18 protein-coding genes are annotated in these 18683 nt (G+C 54.6%); 11 read left to right on the plus strand and 7 right to left on the minus strand.

The window, feature by feature from the left end; all coding sequences use genetic code 11:
* From HO274_RS07210 to HO274_RS07230, 5 genes are all read right to left on the minus strand, one after another.
* Positions 1 to 867, minus strand: coding sequence for a hypothetical protein (locus HO274_RS07210; protein WP_273118128.1), 867 nt, complete (start codon positions 865 to 867; stop codon positions 1 to 3).
* Positions 860 to 1957 carry a flagellar biosynthesis GTPase FlhF gene (gene flhF / locus HO274_RS07215; RefSeq protein ID WP_273118133.1) on the minus strand — a complete coding sequence of 366 codons (1098 nt, stop codon included), beginning with the start codon at positions 1955 to 1957 and terminating at the stop codon, positions 860 to 862. The genes HO274_RS07210 and flhF overlap by 8 nt, the downstream gene beginning before the upstream one ends.
* Complete coding sequence (gene flhA, locus HO274_RS07220; protein ID WP_031595852.1) at positions 1954 to 4044, minus strand: flagellar biosynthesis protein FlhA; 2091 nt, start codon at positions 4042 to 4044, stop codon at positions 1954 to 1956. Before flhA ends, flhF begins: the two co-directional genes overlap by 4 nt.
* Positions 4041 to 5189: a flagellar biosynthesis protein FlhB gene (gene flhB, locus HO274_RS07225; RefSeq protein WP_031595855.1), complete on the minus strand. Its 1149-nt coding sequence runs from the start codon at positions 5187 to 5189 to the stop codon at positions 4041 to 4043. Before flhB ends, flhA begins: the two co-directional genes overlap by 4 nt.
* 201 nt (positions 5190 to 5390) lie before the next feature.
* The gene (locus tag HO274_RS07230; RefSeq protein WP_273118137.1) at positions 5391 to 5567 is read right to left on the minus strand and encodes a hypothetical protein; all 177 of its coding nucleotides are present in this window, start codon (positions 5565 to 5567) and stop codon (positions 5391 to 5393) included.
* 45 nt (positions 5568 to 5612) lie between these two features.
* Between HO274_RS07230 and flhD the strand changes: the two genes are divergently transcribed.
* From flhD to HO274_RS07275, 9 genes are all read left to right on the plus strand, one after another.
* Positions 5613 to 5933 carry a flagellar transcriptional regulator FlhD gene (flhD, locus tag HO274_RS07235; protein WP_273118140.1) on the plus strand — a complete coding sequence of 107 codons (321 nt, stop codon included), beginning with the start codon at positions 5613 to 5615 and terminating at the stop codon, positions 5931 to 5933.
* A complete protein-coding gene (gene flhC, locus HO274_RS07240; RefSeq protein WP_273118143.1) occupies positions 5884 to 6492 on the plus strand; it encodes a flagellar transcriptional regulator FlhC in 609 nt (202 codons plus the stop codon). Before flhD ends, flhC begins: the two co-directional genes overlap by 50 nt.
* 113 nt (positions 6493 to 6605) lie before the next feature.
* Positions 6606 to 7460 carry a flagellar motor stator protein MotA gene (motA, locus tag HO274_RS07245; protein ID WP_273118146.1) on the plus strand — a complete coding sequence of 285 codons (855 nt, stop codon included), beginning with the start codon at positions 6606 to 6608 and terminating at the stop codon, positions 7458 to 7460.
* 18 nt (positions 7461 to 7478) lie between these two features.
* A complete protein-coding gene (motB, locus tag HO274_RS07250) occupies positions 7479 to 8471 on the plus strand; it encodes a flagellar motor protein MotB (protein ID WP_273118149.1) in 993 nt (330 codons plus the stop codon).
* 80 nt (positions 8472 to 8551) lie between these two features.
* The gene (locus tag HO274_RS07255; RefSeq protein ID WP_031595862.1) at positions 8552 to 9511 is read left to right on the plus strand and encodes a chemotaxis protein; all 960 of its coding nucleotides are present in this window, start codon (positions 8552 to 8554) and stop codon (positions 9509 to 9511) included.
* Positions 9508 to 10470 (plus strand): chemotaxis protein, encoded by a 963-nt coding sequence (locus tag HO274_RS07260; protein WP_051861924.1) that lies wholly within the window; start codon positions 9508 to 9510, stop codon positions 10468 to 10470. The genes HO274_RS07255 and HO274_RS07260 overlap by 4 nt, the downstream gene beginning before the upstream one ends.
* Before the next feature lie 16 nt (positions 10471 to 10486).
* Positions 10487 to 10876: a chemotaxis response regulator CheY gene (cheY, locus tag HO274_RS07265; RefSeq protein ID WP_031595864.1), complete on the plus strand. Its 390-nt coding sequence runs from the start codon at positions 10487 to 10489 to the stop codon at positions 10874 to 10876.
* A gap of 7 nt (positions 10877 to 10883) precedes the next feature.
* Positions 10884 to 11600, plus strand: a complete 717-nt coding sequence (gene cheZ, locus HO274_RS07270; RefSeq protein ID WP_273118155.1) for a protein phosphatase CheZ — start codon at positions 10884 to 10886, stop codon at positions 11598 to 11600.
* A 4-nt stretch (positions 11601 to 11604) separates the two neighbouring features.
* Positions 11605 to 13464, plus strand: a complete 1860-nt coding sequence (locus tag HO274_RS07275; RefSeq protein WP_273118158.1) for a chemotaxis protein CheA — start codon at positions 11605 to 11607, stop codon at positions 13462 to 13464.
* Here HO274_RS07275 and HO274_RS07280 read toward each other — a convergent pair.
* Together HO274_RS07280 and ilvA are read right to left on the minus strand one after the other, a co-directional pair.
* Positions 13421 to 15604, minus strand: coding sequence for a ChaN family lipoprotein (locus HO274_RS07280; protein WP_273118161.1), 2184 nt, complete (start codon positions 15602 to 15604; stop codon positions 13421 to 13423). The two genes, HO274_RS07275 and HO274_RS07280, sit on opposite strands and share 44 nt — an antisense overlap.
* 29 nt (positions 15605 to 15633) lie before the next feature.
* Entirely contained in the window at positions 15634 to 17343 is a 1710-nt protein-coding gene (ilvA, locus tag HO274_RS07285; protein ID WP_273118164.1) for a threonine ammonia-lyase, biosynthetic, read from the minus strand.
* Here ilvA and rpiA point away from each other — a divergent pair.
* On the plus strand, positions 17293 to 17952 hold the full coding sequence (gene rpiA / locus HO274_RS07290; protein ID WP_273118166.1) for a ribose-5-phosphate isomerase RpiA: 660 nt from the start codon (positions 17293 to 17295) through the stop codon (positions 17950 to 17952). The two genes, ilvA and rpiA, sit on opposite strands and share 51 nt — an antisense overlap.
* A 17-nt stretch (positions 17953 to 17969) precedes the next feature.
* On the plus strand, positions 17970 to 18683 hold the full coding sequence (gene phoU, locus HO274_RS07295; protein ID WP_273118169.1) for a phosphate signaling complex protein PhoU: 714 nt from the start codon (positions 17970 to 17972) through the stop codon (positions 18681 to 18683).

Consider the following 18683-nt stretch of genomic DNA (forward strand, 5'->3'; position numbering starts at 1 on the left):
TCACCTCCCTCTCCAGGCCACCCGCGTGTACCTCTCCCCCCATGAAAATCCGTCACTTTCATTCCCTTGAGCGGTGTTCTGGATTCGCACCGCCGGGTTCCAGGACAATATCTGAGTCCTGAGACGCATCAAGGATTGGGACAGGGATACCGAGGGCAACCCTCCCATCGTGTTAAAACGCCATTGTGTGTCATGAGTGGGTCTTTGGGCAAGGGGCAGGAAACCAAAATCACGATATTCCAGTCCGGCGGACTGAACCAAAGCGCGACAGCGTCCTTGCCATTCGAGCACTCGGTCCCCATTCGTCGCCCGGTTGATGACTCCCCCCACCGCCGTGGGCGAATGACGCAATAATTGCCCCAGGTGTTTTTGACAGGCCGACCATGAATCAGCTTCATCCACCACCCATAGAACAGAAGCGCGGATGTTTTCGTGAGGTCCCCGGATTCGTTGGGCCAGTTCCAGTGAGGCACCGTCCACCAGCACATGGGTACGCTGGTGTGCCAAGGCAACCAACCCCGACCAGGGCGCGGCTGCAGGCGTTGCCTTGACCCGCCCCAAGTTGAGATAATCCACCTGCGGACCAATCGACACCAGGGCTCGAACCCAGTCGAGATGCCCCGCCAAAACCTGTCGTGCATCGTAGCGCAAGCGGAGGTTAAGGATCCGACCCAAATGACGGGGTCCCAGATGTTCATCCAGCACCAACATGGACGAAGCGTGGTCGCCAATACACGCCAATCCTGCCACCACCAAAGAAGCGCCCGCCCCCGGACGACTGCCCAGGACAGTGAGAATTCGACAGTGCAGAGGTGAAATCAGGCGGCGCAGTCCGCTGGCCTGGTCGCGCGCTCCGAGGTCAGGCATGGCTCATGCCCCCATTCTCCAGGGAAAATTCCAAGGGTAACGTAATGTTATATCCCACCATTTCAAGGCTATTGAAGGTTGCCTGCAAAAGGGCCATGAGATTCGCCTCGCGCAGGTCTTCCGGAACCCGCTGTCCATTGGCAACATAGCACAGCGGCAGGCGATGGCGAATCGCCACATCCAGTACCCCTCCCATGGCCAATGCTTCATCCAGTTTGGTGGGGATACACCCCAGCACATTGGGCGTACGGTAGACCCGAACCACATCTTCCAGAGTATGCAGGTTACAGGTTGCATTGAGTAACAACAAGCGTCGCACGCCCAAGGTATCCAGTTGATCGTTCTGTTCCTGAACACGACCATCCCGCTGCCCCATGCCCATGGTATCCACCAGTACCAGATGTTTGTCACGCAATCCATTCAACGTCGTTTTGAGATCCGCCCCATCCTTGACCGTATGCACCGGAACCCCAAGAATGCGTCCGTAGACGCGCAATTGTTCATGGGCCCCCACGCGATAACTGTCCGTGGTCACGAGACCCACCCGATTTGCCCCGTAACGGACCACGGCCCGAGCCGCCAATTTGGCGATGGTGGTGGTCTTTCCCACCCCCGTCGGGCCCACCAAGGCAAAAACCCCACCCCCCCCCACGATCACCTCATCGCCGCGCAAGGAGCGTAAATTTCGCTCCAATACCTGCGTCACCCAACTCAGTCCGGCCTGTTCAGGCATCTGGTCGAGAATTTGCTCGGTCAAAGCCGAACTGAACCCCATCCGCACCATGCTGCGCTGAATCTTGCCTTTTTTGGTGGCGTGAACAGTGGGCGTTGCCATGGAAACCAGTTTGCCCTGTAAATCCGATTGCAACCGCCGAATCTCCTTCACCAATTGAGAGACATTCTCTTTTTCTTCATTTTTTCCTCCTTGCTCCAATTGGGCAAGGGCAGCGGGCGCGGCGGCCACGATTTCCACATGATCGCCCACCCGTCGGTTGGACAGAATGACGGCATCCTCTCCCATTTCCACCCGTACCTGACGTAACGCATCCCGTGCGGTCAGAGCCCTGATGGTTCTTGTTTGTGCATTCATACTCGTCCTCCTACCAAAGATGTCACTTTCACGGTTCTAAACCCTGGTACTTCATCCTGAGCAACCACTTTCAATTGGGGTAAAGTCCGCTTGAGAAAGCGCGCCAACAAATCACGCAATTGCCCCGGCACCAACAGAACCGTCGGAAATCCCATCATTTCCTGGCGTTCCGCCGCCAGTCGCGTCTCCCGTAACAGCGTATCCGCCAGACCCGGTTCGATGGCTTGCTGTAACCCCCCGGCTTGCATGGCCTGAGCCAGGAGATGTTCCAGTTCCTTGTCCATGGCAATCACCTGTAATTCCTGAGAGGCGGGGTAGAGTTGTTGAATGATTGCCGGGCCCAGAGCCACTCTCACCTGAGCCGTGAGGTAAATGGGGTCTTGGGACATAGGCACATATTTAGAAAGTGTTTCCAGGATGCTGCGCATATCGCGAATGGGCACTCCTTCATCCAGCAGATTCTGAAGAACTTTTTGCAATACGGCATGGGAAAGGACCTTGGGAATCAACTCCTCGGTCAATTTGGGAGCCGACTTGGCCACATGTTCCAGCAACTGGTGCAATTCCTGTATCCCTAACAGGGAAGCCGCCTGAAGGTGAATGAGGTGGCTCAGATGAGTGGCCACCACCGTACTGACATCCACCACCGTGTAACCCAGCGCTTGAGCGTGATCCTTGAGGGCTGCTTCCACCCAGATGGCAGGCAACCCGAAGGCAGGGTCCTGGGTGGGCGTTCCCTGCAATGTCCCCGTAACCTGCCCGGGGTTGATGGCCAGGAATTGCCCTGGCAATGCTTCTCCACTTCCGATTTCAGCACCTTTCAGGGTAATCCGATAGGCATTGGGGCGTAATTCCAGGTTATCGCGAATATGAATGGCGGGGGGCAAAAACCCCACTTCCTGAGCAAACTTGCGCCGCAACCCCTTGATCCGCCGTAACAGATCTCCATCCCGTTCCTTATCCACCAAGGAAATCAAACGGTAACCAACTTCCAGACCCAATACATCGATGGGGGTCACATCCTCCCAGGTGGCTTCCGGTGCCTCCAGGGAAACCGGAGTCGGAGCCGGCGGCAAGGCAGCCTGTACCGCCTCAAGACGCTGGCGTTTCCACAGCGTGGTGCCCCACCCGCCCAGAATGGCAGCAAAAAGCAGAAAAGCAAAGTGCGGCATGCCCGGCACCAACCCCAGGGCTCCCACGATAAGTCCGGTCAGCATGAGGACCAGAGGCTGGGTGAAGACCTGCCCCATCAGTTGCTGACCGATGTTTTCATCGGTGGATACGCGGCTGACCACCACACCGGCTGCAGTGGATATCACCAGCGAGGGGATCTGCGCCACCAGTCCATCGCCAATGGTCAGTAAGGTATAGTTCTTGGCAGCTGTGGCCACATCCAGATTATGCTGCAGGACCCCGACAATGAACCCTCCAATGATATTGATGAGCAAAATCATGATACCCGCCACAGCATCCCCACGCACAAACTTGCTGGCCCCATCCATGGACCCATAAAAATCTGCTTCCTGGGAAATGGTAAGGCGACGCTTACGGGCTTCTTCCTCGCCGATCAATCCCGCATTGAGATCGGCGTCGATGGCCATTTGTTTGCCGGGCATGGCATCCAGGGTGAAACGGGCACCCACTTCTGCGATTCGGCCGGCTCCCTTGGTGATCACGACAAAGTTGATCACCACCAGGATCAGAAAAACCACAATCCCCACCGCAAAATTCCCCCCCACCAAAAAGTGCCCAAAGGACTCGATGACCTTCCCTGCAGCATCAGGCCCGGTATGCCCCTCCAGCAAAACAATCCGTGTGGAGGCCACATTCAGGGACAGGCGCAGCAGGGTGGTCATCAGCAACACCGTCGGAAAAGCAGAAAATTCCAGAGGTTTCAGCGTATTCATGCTGACCAGCAACACCATGATCGAAACAGCGATGTTGAAGGTAAAAAAGATATCCAGCAAAAATGCGGGCAAGGGCAACACCATCATGCTCAATACCAGGATGATGAGGACGGGACCTGCCAATCCCTTGCTGCCCGCGCCTTTAAACAACCCCTGAACCGTCATCAATGCATTATTCATGAGGGACTCACTCGGCTTTCAGGATCAAGTTCCACGGGAACCGGAAGATTCTGAGGAGGGGGAGGAACCTCTCCCCCTTCCTTGCGCTGCCGTTGTAACTGGTAGGCATAGGCCAGTATCTCGGCAACTGCAAGATAGAGCGCTTCAGGAACGGGGTGCTCCATCTCGGTATGGGCATACAAGGCTCGTGCCAACGCAGGTGCCTCCACCACAGGGATGCGATGCGTGGCAGCCGCCGCACGTATGCGTTCCGCCACCAGATGAACCCCTTTTGCCACCACGATGGGCGCACGCATGACGCCCTCCTGATAGCGCAGAGCCACCGCATAGTGGGTAGGATTGGTCACCACCACATCCGCACTCGGGATCTGGCTCATCATGCGCCGACGGGCCCTTTCACGTTGCAGATTCCGGATCTTGCTCTTGATCTGGGGATCCCCTTCGGTTTCCTTGGACTCTTGTCGAATCTCTTCCTTGGTCATACGAAGTTTACGATTGTGCTCCCACAATTGAAAGGGCACATCCACCGCTGCCACCAGCATCATTCCTGCCAACATGGCCAAAAAGGATTGGCCCACCAAGGTCCCCATCTGAAGGGTAGCGGAAGGAATGGATAACGCGGGAAGCATCAGGGTCTGGTCCAGATAGTGCCACACAGCCCAGATCCCTGCCCCACCCACCACCACTGCCTTGGCAATGCTTTTAACCAATTCCACTCCCCCCTGGGCAGAAAACATGCGCCCAATACCAGCCAGAGGGTCCAGGCGGGAAAAGTTTGGTTGCAACGGTTTGAAACTGAACAACCATCCATTCAGCAGCAGGGGAGAGAAAATTGCCGTGATCAGAAGCAAACCCAAAAAGGGCAAAAACACTTCCACGGTTTCCAGTGACAACCGTGAAAACCGCTCCATCATGCGAACGGGATCCGTGGCCACCCCCGCATCGAAACTCAAACCCTGGCGTACCAACTTCAGCAAGGATTGACGCATGTGTTCGCCCATGAACCACAACCCCCCCCCTCCTGCCAACAACGCCATGAAAGTGGACAGTTCGCGGGAACGGGCAACCTGACCTTCCTCCCGCGCCTGATCGAGGCGTCGTTGCGAAGGTTGTTCGGTTTTTTCGAGGTCGCTCTCGCTGTCCATGGAAACTCTCTGAAATTAGAAGGGCCTATTCAACGCACCATTATCCAGAGGGGAAGTTACTCTCAAAGGCAGGAACAACCGGGGATTTACCCTGTCATTTCTCCAGACGGTGCAAAAGCGAGACACTTTCCCTCTTGAAAAAAATTTTTATTTTTTTTCAAAAAAACCCTAAAGTTTTCCAAAAGCCTGCCGATAACCTATTCATAGACGATGCAGAACATCGCAATCCGTTGAAAATATTTGATTTTTTATTTTACCCGCTTTTTTGCTCCCGACAGCAAAGCGGGCGTTTTTGTCGCCCATAGGTTTTATTCCTACGGCAAATTCATCAAATTGCTGATTTATTCTCCTTTTCGCGCTCGGCACAATGGGTCCCATCGTGACCTGTGGTCACCGGTGCACCCCAACCTAAGGAGAAGTTCCATGAACCCTACCCAATTACATGAAGAAATCAAGGACACCAACCTTTCCTATTTGATGCTGGCCCAGAATATGATCAACCAGGATATGGCTGCTGCGCTCTTCCGGTTGGGAATCAACGCAGAAATGGCGGATTTGATCGCCAGTTTGACGCCTGCCCAGTTGATTAAAATGGCTGCTTCGAATATGCTGGTGTGTCGCTTGCGTTTCGATGAGAACCTGCTCCTCAATATGATCACCGACCACACCAAAGACCGTCTCATGGCTCTGCCCCATGCAGCCATCCTTATGGCCGGCCAACCGGCTGAACAACTGGCCTTTTGATCTCTTGACCGCTCCGCGCAGCATCGTTGCCGAAGCCCAGGAAGTACAATGGGCCATCGAATTGATCGAGTTGGGCGCTCGCCTTCAGTTGCTGCAAGAAGAAACCCATCTGAGCCGCGAGCGGCTGTTACGACTGTATCGGGAAGTTGCCGGACACTCTCCTTCCAAGGGCATGCTGCCCTATTCCACCGATTGGTTCATCACCTGGCAGCCGAATATCCACGCCTCCCTGTTTCTTGGAATTTACCGCTACCTCGAAAAGAATATCGAACTCCCCTCTCTTGAATTGCTCATCAAGAGTTATCGGCTCTATCTCGAGCAAAATGTCATCAGCAAGGAAGAAAACGTTCTCAGCATCACCCGCGCCTGGTTTCTGCTCCGTTTCTGCGCTGCCGGCATGTTGACAACGGCTCCCTGCATTCGTTGCAACGGGGAGTTCGTGGTCCATACCCACGATCTGACCGCTGATTTTGTCTGCGGCATCTGCGCCCCTCCTTCCCGCGCAGGGAAAACCAAAAAACTCCTCCCAAAACCAGTTTTTTCCGAACCTTCCCTGTAAAGTTCAAAAAAATTAGTGGAAAATCCCGCAGACAGGATGCGCTCGCGCTCAATTCATGGTTGAATGGCGCCTTGTAACCCTCCAAGAATTTATAACGTATCTGGAGCCTTTCCATGTTTGTCATCATCGGCTATGTCGTCGTTCTGGGTGCCGTGTTCGGAGGTTTTGCCCTAGGCGGAGGGCATTTGGGTGCCCTCTTCCAACCCATTGAATTGCTCATGATCGGGGGAGGCGCCCTCGGTGCGTTTTTTGTGGGCAATACGGGAAAGGCGGTCAAAGCCACGTCCAAAGCCCTTCCCTCCGTATTCAAAGGGGCAAAATACAGCAAAGAAACCTACATGGAGTTGATGGCCCTGCTCTATGAGATCCTGGGAAAAATCCGCAAGGAAGGACTGATGGCCGTGGAGGGTGATGTGGAAAACCCCGAGCAAAGCGCCCTGTTTTCCAAGTATCCGAAAATCCTGGGCGATCACCACGTGATTGAATTCACTACAGATTATCTGCGCATCATGGTCAGCGGAAACCTGAATGCCATGGAGATCGAAAATTTGATGGATGTGGAAATCGAAACCCATCACCATGAGGCGCTGGTACCTGCCCACGTCATCTCCAAGCTTGGTGATGGATTACCCGCTTTCGGGATCGTGGCCGCCGTGATGGGCGTGGTGCATACCATGGAATCCGTGGGAGCCCCTCCTGCCGAGTTGGGCATGCTCATTGCACATGCACTGGTGGGAACCTTTCTGGGGATCCTGCTGGCCTATGGGTTTGTGGGACCTCTGGGGGGCCTACTGGAACAAAAGGCCGAAGAATCCACCAAGATGTTTCAAACCATCAAGGTGACCTTGCTGGCCAGTCTCAACGGTTATGCCCCCGCCATGGCGGTGGAATTCGGACGCAAAGTACTCAATTCTCCCGAGCGTCCGGGTTTTACCGAGTTGGAAACCCACGTCAAACAGAAACGCTGATCCTGAGGAACCGGGTCGATGACCGCCGAAGATAAACGCCCCATTGTTGTCAAACGCGTCAAGAAGGTTGCGGGAGGAGGCCACCATGGGGGAGCCTGGAAAATCGCCTATGCGGATTTTGTAACGGCCATGATGGCGTTCTTCCTTCTGATGTGGTTACTGGGTTCCACCACCAAGGGAGATTTGCAGGGGATCCAGGATTACTTCAAAACTCCCCTGAAAGTTGCCCTTGCCGGAGGCTCAAGCAGCGGGGACAGTTCCAGCATCGTGACGGGCGGAGGGAAAGACCTGACCCGGAGTGAAGGACAGGTCAAGCGAGGCGACCATCCCTCCACGAAAAAAATCATCACTCTCAAAGCCACCGATGCTGACTTCAAACGCAAGGAACAAGCCGAGGAACTGGCCAAACTCAAGGAATTGAAGACCAGAATCGAAGGGGTCATCGCCCACAATCCCAATCTGGAGAAATTCAAGAACCAGATCCTTCTGGACATCACCAGCGAGGGATTACGCATTCAAATCGTGGACCGCCAGAACCGCCCCATGTTCCGTGTGGGGAGCGCCCAACTGGAATCTTACACCCGCGATATCCTCCGGGAAATCGGTAAAAGTCTCAATGATGTCCCCAATTTCATCAGTTTGTCCGGTCATACGGACGCGCGTCCCTATTCGGTGGACATGAAGGGAGCCAAGGGCGGATACAACAATTGGGATCTCTCTGCCGACCGGGCCAACGCATCCCGCCGTGAACTGATTGCGGGAGGCATGGATCCCGACAAGGTCCTGCGTGTCGTCGGACTGGCATCGGCCGTCTTGCTGAATAAAGACGATCCCGACGACCCGACCAATCGGCGCATCAGCATCATCGTCATGAACAAACGGGCGGAGGATACGGCACGCCATGACGGAGGAGTCATCCAGGTGGAAAATGGCGTTCCTCCGGCACCGCCAGTCGTTCCCCCTTCTCCGGCGGTGCCGGCCCCCTCCATTCCTGTCAGCCCGGCACGCTGATTAAAGTTTTCTGCAAAGAAGTCGTTATCCCTTATCATGAGGCACAACCCTGCTCAAAGACAGTGAACCAAGGATGATCCATGTCTGAACTACTTTCCAAAATCGATGCCCGAACCAAGTTGGCGGGAAACAATAAGCTGGAAATTCTGATGTTCACGTTGGGGATCAACCCCCGAACCGAACGCCGCGAAACTTATGGCATCAATGTCTTCAAGGTACGCGAGGTACTGCGTACCCCACCCATCACCCGCGCCCCGGAAATGCCCGAGACAGTGGAAGGAATGGTCAGTTTGCGTGGCCGGCTGATCCCCGTCATCGGCTTGGCCAAGTACATCGGCATTCCGCTCGAAACCATTCCGGACATCATGATCATCACGGAATACAATGGCCATACCCAAGGGTTTCTGGTGGAATCGGTGGATACCATTCTGCGTCTCGACTGGTCGGCCATGCGGGTTCCCCCGGAAATGGTGAATACCCCATTGGGGGGTCTGGTCACCGCCGTCACAGAACTGCCAGACGGACGACTGGTCATGATGCTGGATGTGGAACGGGTACTGGCTGAAACCGCACAGTTGGGTGAAGACGAATCCATCTACCGCAATGTACAACCCCTCGGTTTGAACAATCATCGTGTGTTCTATGCCGATGATTCCTCCGTTGCCCGCAAACAGATTGCCCGTACCCTGGAAGCCATGGGAGTAAAGGGCATCTCGGCAGTCAATGGTCGTCAGGCCTGGGACGAGTTGCGCCACATGGCTGACCAGGCAGAAAGTTCCCACACGCCTCTGAAGGATTTGCTTCACCTCATCCTGACCGATGTGGAAATGCCCGAAATGGATGGCTACATGCTGACACGCAAGATCAAGGAAGACAAGCGCTTCACAGGCATCCCGGTCCTCATGCATTCCTCCTTGTCCGGCAGTTCCAACCAGCAACTGGGCAAAACCGTGGGAGTGGACGAATATATTTCAAAATTTGAACCCAATCGTTTGGCGAGCACCCTGACTCGCCTGCTGAAAGGCGCGGAGGCCCCATGACTTTTCAGAATCAGCCCCAAACATTTTCTCCGCTGGGGGATGAACTACTGGATACCGTAGATGCGCGGACCAATCTGGCAGGATCCAATAAAATGGAGATCCTGCTGTTTTCTCTGGGTACGGAAGAAAAGTTCGGCATCAATGTGTTCAAGGTGCGCGAAGTCACCCACGCCATGAAGGTCACCCGTACGCCCAACATGCCCGCAGGCGTTTCCGGCATCGTCAGTCTGCGCGGACATATCATCCCCGTTCTGGATCTGGTCAGTTTCATGAAGTTGGAAAATGCTCGTGCGCACGAGCGTAGCACCATGCTGGTCACCGAATACAGTCGTCACACGCTGGGGTTTTTGGTCGCCAACGTGGACCGCATCATCCGCGTCGACTGGAGTACCGTCCGCGCACCAGAAAATGATTTCTCCGGCAGCGGCGACAACCTCATCAATGCCATTACCGAACTCCCCACGGGAGAACTGATCTCCATCGTGGACGTGGAACAGGTACTGGCCTCTGCTTTTGGGGAAAATGTAGTGGGAAATGTCCCTAAAATAGAAAGTGGCCATGAAAAGTGCGTCTTTTTTGCGGATGATTCATCTGTTGCACGCAAGACAATAGCGGAATTGCTGGATAAAATGGGAGTCAAACATTTGCGTGCCAATAACGGACGGGAAGCGTGGGAGCGCTTATGTGGCTTGGCGGACAGTGCTTCCCATGGGAAATACCCCTTGCGCAATCAGATCCAGGTGATTCTGGTGGATGCGGAAATGCCTGAAATGGACGGGTATGTGTTGACGCAACATGTGAAAGCGGACAAACGCTTTGACGAAATCCCCGTCGTCATGCATTCATCGCTTTCGTCACAAGCCAATCGAGCCATGGGAAGCCGGGTCGGAGTAGACTATTACGTTGCAAAGTTTGACACGGCCATGCTGTCGGAAACCTTGCGTCCCTTGCTGAGTTGAATGATGGAGAATAAGCGTGGTTGATGCCAACCTGAAATTTCTGGTGGTGGACGATTTTTCCACCATGCGACGAATCGTTCGCAATCTTTTGAAAGAATTGGGCTTTACAAATGTGATCGAGGCAGAAGATGGGGTAGATGCCCTCAACAAGTTGCGCGCCGGAGATATCGAATTTGTGGTGTCGGACTGGAATATGCCCAATATGACAGGGATCGAATTGTTGCGTGCCATCCGCAAGGATCCTTCCCTCAAACATCTGCCTGTACTCATGGTCACGGCTGAAGCCAAAAAGGAAAATATCATAGAAGCTGCCCAGGCAGGTGCCAGTGGCTATATCGTCAAGCCTTTCACCGCGGCCACAATGGATGAAAAGTTGAAGAAAATCTTTCAGAACATGAAGAAGTGAGAATGCCATGAGCATCCAAGACAACGATGACCTGGAATCCCTTTTCGACAGCATCGTCGCTGCCCAAAACGGCATGAATAGGGAAACCAAAGAAGATGAGAACGGTTGCCCTACCTGTGACAATACCGAAAAAGTGTTCAATGAAATCGGTCAGTTGACCCGGACGCTCCATGACAGTTTGCGCGAATTGGGATTGGATAAAAGTTTGGAAACCGTGGCTTCATCCATTCCCGATGCGCGCGATCGTCTCGGCTATGTGGCTGCCATGACCCAACAGGCGGCAGAACGAGTGCTCAATGCCACAGATGCTGCCCAACCCATCGTAGAGAAAATACAGTTGGATTGCAACCAATTGGCCAATGAATGGCAGTCACTTTTCGAGGGTAAGGTATCGGTGGAACAATTCAAGGCTCTGGTCACCCGAACCCATGCCCAACTCTTTGAAATTCCAAAACAAACCAAGGCAATCCAAACCTTTCTCATGGAAATCGTCATGGCTCAGGACTTTCAGGACTTGACGGGTCAGGTCATCAAAAAAACCCTGGAAGTCACTCAAAACATGGAAAAACAACTCATCGCCCTACTGGTGGAGAATGCCCCTGCCATGTCCCGTGTAGATGAAGGATTACTCAATGGCCCTGTTGTGGGAACGACATCCGGACGCAGTGACGTGGTCACGAGTCAGGATCAGGTAGACGAATTGTTGGAAAGCCTGGGATTTTGACATCATGAGCGACTTTTCCGGAATGGAAGAACTGCTGCAAGATTTTCTTCAGGAATCTTCAGAACTGCTGGACGATGTGGACAGCAAACTCCTGATGCTTGAACGGTCCCCTAACAACCACGGTTTGCTTAACGATATCTTCCGAGGATTTCATACCATCAAGGGGGGTGCAGGTTTTCTCAATGCCACGGAGTTGGTCACGCTGTGCCACCTGACGGAAAACCTTTTCGATCGCCTGCGTAACGATCAACTAACCCTTGATGCCAGCATCATGGATGCCATCCTGTCCGCCACCAGCGAAGTGCGTCACATGTTTGGCGCACTCTCTCAAAATACCCAGCCGTCCTCAGCACCGCTTTCCATCACCCAGGCGCTGGAAGCCATTCTGGAAGGGAAAAATTTAGCGAAGGCCTCACCACCACCTGCCGCCCCATCCGCAGCCCCACCCCCCGGCCCAGACTGGAATGCCTTGTTTGCGGCTCTGACTGCCTCCGGAACTTCCCCGGAACCGTCCTCACCCATGGTTCACCCGGCTCAGGACAAACCCACCGTAAACGTTCTTCCTACTCCGAACATCGACCCGCCCCTCGATGCTCCTCAGGAAATCAAAAGTTACGGACGACGCGCCACCGACTCCCTCACCAGTGCCAGCCCCAGTGGACGAAGGGAGGCAGAGAACGTCAAGGAAAACACCATCCGGGTCGATACGGAACGCCTGGATCAAGTACTCAATTTATCCGGAGAAATCGGTCTGACCAAAAACCGTTTAAATCAACTGCGCTCCGATATTCTATTGGGTAAACAGGATCCCAACACCCTGCGCGCACTTGATGAAGCCGTCAATCAGTTGGATATGCTGGTGGTCAGTTTGCAAAATTCGGTCATGAAAACACGCATGCAACCCATCGGCCGCTTGTTCAAAAAATTTCCCCGTTTGGCGCGGGATCTGGCACGGCAGTTGAACAAGGAAGTGGAATTGGTTTTAGTCGGGGAAGAAACAGAAATTGACAAAACCATGATCGAAGACTTGAATGATCCACTGGTTCACTTGATTCGTAATGCGGTGGATCATGGCGTGGAATTACCCACTGAACGCACCAGTTCAGGCAAACCCGCCAAAAGTCTCATCCACCTGCAAGCACGTCAGATTGGCGACCACATCAATATCGTCATCGCTGATGATGGCAAGGGTATGGACCCCGAAACCATTCGCGCCAAGGCCATTTCCAAGGGCCTGATCAGCCCGGAAGTCGCCAGCAGTCTGGATGAAACTCAGTGCCTGGAACTCATATTCCTGCCTGGATTCTCCACTAAAGATCAGATCTCCAGTGTTTCCGGACGAGGAGTGGGGATGGATGTGGTCAAAACCAACATCAAGAAATTGAATGGCAATGTCACCATTCGTTCTGAGGTAGGCAAGGGATCGGAACTGACCATTTCTCTACCACTGACCCTGGCCATTCTGCCCGTTCTCATGGTACGCATCGGTACCCAGTCTTTTGCCGTACCGTTGTCTCTGGTACGCGAAATCATTGCCCTTGAACACAACCAAATCCAGCATGTAGGTGGAAAGAGCACCTTGGTCGTGCGGGGAGAAATCCTGCCCATGGTGTCCCTGGCTCAACTCCTCCATTGGGAAGAATCAAACCAGGCCCATACAGGTGTTCTGATGCAGGTGGATAATCAAAGTTTCATTCTGTCGGTGGATGGATTTGATGGTCACGATGATGTCGTCATCAAATCTCTCGATACCTTCCGCCCCAACGGAGTGGCGGGTGTAACCATGTCCAGCGATGGAGAAATCGTGTTGATCCTCGACATCAAGGAACTTTTTGGTTTGACGGGGGGGATAGTTTCCCACTGAGGCGTTCTCGTAGCGCCACACAGGGGTCCACACGGGGCTGCAAGGGGACCTCGAAAGTATCATCGTATACGCCTACCAGTTTGGGGTCGTGCATCTGTTCGGGTTCCAGTACCGCCACGCTCACCACCCGTGCACCCGGATCCAGTTGCTGCAACCACTGCGGAACCGCCGTATCCTTGCGCAGATGCCCGTTCCCCGCCAGCAAGATCACGGGCTTGCCCGTTTGATGGTGCCAGGCCACCAGGCTTTCGGCCATGCTGCGATCACGGGCCAGTTGCGCAGCCACCATGCCGGGTAACAGAGTTTCCGGCAACAAGTGGCAATGTCCTTCACGTATTTCAGCGGTTAAAATTTCCTGCTGGTGGGCACTCCAGTGCAATGGTCCGGAAGGCAGAGGATCCTTGCCTGTCATGAGTTTCATCAGGGACTGACGATCCAGGTTGGTCGCTCCCAGCGGCCAGTGTTGATTTACCGCCAGAGCCAGGGCAGGGGCATAAAAATCCCAGTGCCAGCCCTTGAAGTCAAATCCTCCGGCTTCTGCCACAGAACGCAGTGCCGGATCACTCTGGACCACGGGCCCCTGAACTCTGTCGTCGGCCTCCGTGAGTGCGGCTTGGCGCGCACGATCCAACTGTTCCATGGCCAGAACGAAACCCCCGCGCTTGGCCAGAGATTCCAGCCAATGCTGACGCAGTGCATGCCCGGCCTGATTGTCATGCACCTCGCCCAGCAGCAGGTAATCCGCCACCCCGACGGAATCCGGCAGTTCAGAGGACTTTTCCGCAGTCAATACCTCGTCACAATGAAAGCCGACGGGAGTCTGGTTCAGCGTCAATAAACAAAGGCGGCGTGTCTGACCCTGTACATTCTTTTCTGTCAGACGCCATTGCCCCCCCTCCGTCCGTTCCATGAGCAAATAGCCATAATGCTGGTCGTTGTAGGACTGTGCCACCCGCACCCCCGGTGCCACTTCGTTGTGGCCAGGCACCCAACCCGGGAAAGGGGGTTCAAGCATGGATCCACCGAAACCGGCAATCAAACCAAGGGTTGAGATTCCCTCGAACCGGGATAATTCAAAGGTATGAATATGCCCCTGCACCACCAATTGAACCCCAGGGGGGGTCCAGTCGGGATAATGATGTTCGGCCAAAGCCTCACTGAGTTGATAATTAGCCGGTTCGTACCCCACCAAAGGCAAGTAACCATACCCCAGAACCGGATGGTGAAGCGTGAGCCAGTTCTGGGTTGAACGTGCCGTCAATCGGGCAACCTGAGCAAATTGACGGAAGTAGGTTTCCACTGCAGCATTGCCTGGGCGTGGTTTCTTTTCCGAAACGGCGGTGGAGTCCATCACGACCCACTGCAATCCATCCCCCAACAAAACCCCATAGGGAGGATCCGGTGCTTCCTTGGTTCCGCCTGACACAGAACAGGAATGAAGGGGATCATAGGGAAAAGGGTCAAGATAACGAAACCATCCTTGTCCCGCCCGGGCACAGGACTCATGATTGCCCCGCACCACCACCCAAGGGGCGGCTTCCAGCAAGGGAGCCATGGGTTCGAAAAAATCGGCCTGCCACACATCTTCCCCATAACCATGGGGCGTCCCGGCACAGCCACTGGCCAAACAGGGACTTTCGCGATAGGCATAGTCGCCCACGTGCAATACCAGATCAGGATGTTCCGCCGCCGCACTGTGCGCCACCTGAGCCAGCGGCCATTGAAGAGGGTCATTGCAAGACTGGTAAAAACCGGGCCATTTGATCCGACACCCCGTATCCCCCAATACCACGATCTTGCGCGGAGAATGATTCAGTGCGGGTAAAATCCGCCCCTGCCACTGCACGGAGGCTGCCGCCGGTATGTGGGTGACCTCGCAAACGCGCTCGGGGAAGATCGATCCCGGATGATCGTCACGGGGCTCCAAACGGGGGCCGACACGCAAATCCATGAGACGGGGCTGTCCATCCACCACGAGCGTTGGGCAGGTGGCGGCGGTGGTCAGGATCCGGATGGTACTCTGTCCTTCCGGTCCCAACTCACGAAAAATCCGGTCCACCGATACCGCCCCTTCTTCCGCTGCCCACCCCAACCCAGGGCAAACCAAAAGAAAAACTCCCGCCCAAAAATACGGTCCCATCCCGCCGCACTTTCCAGCCCCATCCCAATTCACGCGCCGCCTCCCAAAAACAGTTGATACGCAGAATTACGGGTTTCATCCACCCAAGGGTAACCCAGGATATTCAGGAAGTTCTGAAAAGCTTCCTGATCCGAGGGAGGAACCTGCAACCCCACCAATACCCTCCCGTAGTCGGCACCATGATTACGGTAGTGAAAGAGACTGATATTCCAGTGAGCACTCAGGCGGTCAAGAAAGCAGGCCAAGGCGCCGGGACGTTCGGGAAACTCGAAGCGGTACAGTATTTCATGCTCGGCCTGGGGGGCATGACCACCCACCAAATGACGAATATGAAGTTTGGCCATTTCGTTATGAGTCAGGTCAAGGGTGCGAATACCCTGGGCTTGCAAACGATTCAGCAATTCCGGCAACTCATCGGGCTGAGCCAAAGAAACCCCCACAAATACATGGGCCTGCTGATGATCCGCATAGCGATAGTTGAATTCCGTCACCGCCCTTGATCCCAACAGAGTGCAGAACTGGCGAAAACTACCGGGACGTTCGGGAATAGTGGCAGCAAACAAGGCTTCCCGTTGTTCACCCAACTCGGCCCGTTCCGCCACAAAACGTAGCCGATCAAAATTAAGATTGGCACCACTGGCAATGGCCACCACGGATTTGCCCTGCCATCCCGCCCGTTGTACAACCTGCTTGAGTCCAGCCACTGCCAAGGCTCCCGCTGGTTCAAGTACAGCGCGGGTATCGTCAAAGACATCCTTGACTGCGGCACAAAGTGCATCCGTATTCACTGTCACCACTTCATCCACATATTTCTGGCACAAACGAAAAGTTTCCTGTCCCACCTGGCGAACCGCCACCCCATCGGCAAATAATCCTACCTGATCCAGCATTACCCGTCGCCCTGCCGCCAAAGACTGACGCATGGCATCGGAATCCTGGGGTTGTACTCCGATGATACGAATCTCGGGACGCAGTTGCTTGACCAGAGTTGCCACCCCCGCAATCAACCCTCCTCCTCCAATGGGGACAAAAATCGCCTCCAGTGGCGCTGAATGCTGGCGCAGGATTTCCTGTCCGATGGTACCCTGTCCGGCAATGACCTCGGGGTCATCATAGGGATGCACAAAAGTTAGTCCTTCCTTTTCCACCAGAGTCAGTGCGTGTTCGTAAGCCTCCGAGTAAGATACCCCTTCCAGTACCACCTCGCCTCCCAGGGCCTGCACCGCTTCCACCTTGATCCGCGGTGCAGTGACGGGCATGACGATGAGGGCGCGCACGCCCATGCGCTGCGCAGCCAGAGCCACGCCCTGGGCATGATTTCCGGCACTGGCGGCAATTACTCCCCGCGCCAATATCTCCGGCGCAAGACTGGCCATCTTGTTGTAGGCCCCACGCAATTTGAAGGAAAACACTGGCTGCAGATCTTCGCGCTTGAGCCAAAGCACATTGCCCAACCGGGCGGAGAGACGCGGCAAACGCTGCAAAGGGCTTTCCGTGGCCACGTCATACACTCGACTGGCGCGCAGGATGCGTTCCAGATAACGATCCGTCATGAAATTTTCCTCACTCAATACCCGAAGATTAACAAACTTTACGGCACTCCCCCACTCTAACCGGGAATAAAATGGAGAAACACGGTTGAGTCTGTCACAAGTTGCAGTTATGCTGGGGGTTTTCAGGGAGTATTCATGAATCAGGACGAACTCAAGAAAGCGGCTGCCCAGGCCGCCCTCGACCACCTTCCCGACGATGCGGTCATCGGTGTGGGCACCGGTTCCACCGTCAATTTCTTCATCGAGGCCTTGGCTGCACGCAAGCATCGCATCGCAGGGGCTGTCTCCAGTTCAGAAGCATCCACAGCACGCCTCAAGGCAGCCGGCATTCAGGTTTTCGACCTCAACAGCGTCAACGATCTCCCCGTCTATGTGGACGGAGCTGACGAAATCACTGCAGGTCTGGCCATGATCAAAGGCGGAGGGGGTGCGCTCACGCGGGAAAAAATCGTGGCCGCCGTCGCCAGAAAATTCGTCTGTATTGCGGATGAGAAGAAACAGGTAGCACTTCTGGGCAAATTTCCTCTCCCCCTTGAAGTGATTCCCATGGCACGCAGTTATGTGGCGCGCGAAGTGGTCCGTCTGGGCGGACAGCCGATCCTGCGCGAGGGATTTACCACCGATAATGGCAATATCATCCTGGACATTCACAATCTGCAGATCCTCGATCCTGTGGAAATGGAAACACGGCTGTCTGCCCTCACCGGAGTCGTGATGTGCGGCCTCTTTGCACGCCGCCCGGCGGATGTACTGATTTTGGCCACGACCTCGGGAATCCGCACTTCAACACGTTAATTTTGCGGAGGTTTACCTTGCATCAAGAACACATTGCCAAACAGTTTGATGTAGAACTCGAGAATGTCCGCGCCAAAGTCCTGCGCATGGGCGGTTTGATCGAAGAACAGATTGAATCGGCGGTCAATGCATTACAGGACGGCAATGTCTCCCTGGCCCGCCAGGTCATTGAAACTGACCGTCGGATCAATGGACTAGAGGTGAGCATCGATGAAGACTGTACCCACATCATCGCCCGACGGCAGCCTGCAGCGGGCGACCTGCGCCTGATTCTGGCCATCATCAAAACCATCACCGATCTGGAACGCATCGGTGATGAGGCAAAAAAAATGGCGCGTATGGCCATCCTGCTCCATGACAGCGACCGTCTACTCCAACCTCATCTCCCCGTGGATCTTCGTCATGCGGCTCATTTGGCTGTGCAGATGCTGGGACATTCTCTCGATGCTTTTGCCCGTCTGGATGCCACCACCGCTGCCCAGGTATTGCGCGATGACCGCGACGTGGATGAGTCCTTCCGGGGCATTCTGCGTCAACTCATTACCTTCATGATGGAGGATCCACGGACCATTTCCAATGCCATCGATATCCTGTTTGCAGCCAAAGCCGTGGAACGTATTGGAGACCATGCCAAAAATATGGCGGAATACGTGATCTATCTGGTTAAGGGCAAGGACGTGCGTCACACCTCCATGGAGGAGGTGGAACGCACCGTCATCAGTGATTCCTGA

Origin of the sequence: Ferrovum myxofaciens, assembly GCF_013181415.1 — a bacterium.
GTDB classification, from domain to species: Bacteria; Pseudomonadota; Gammaproteobacteria; order Burkholderiales; family Ferrovaceae; genus Ferrovum; species Ferrovum myxofaciens.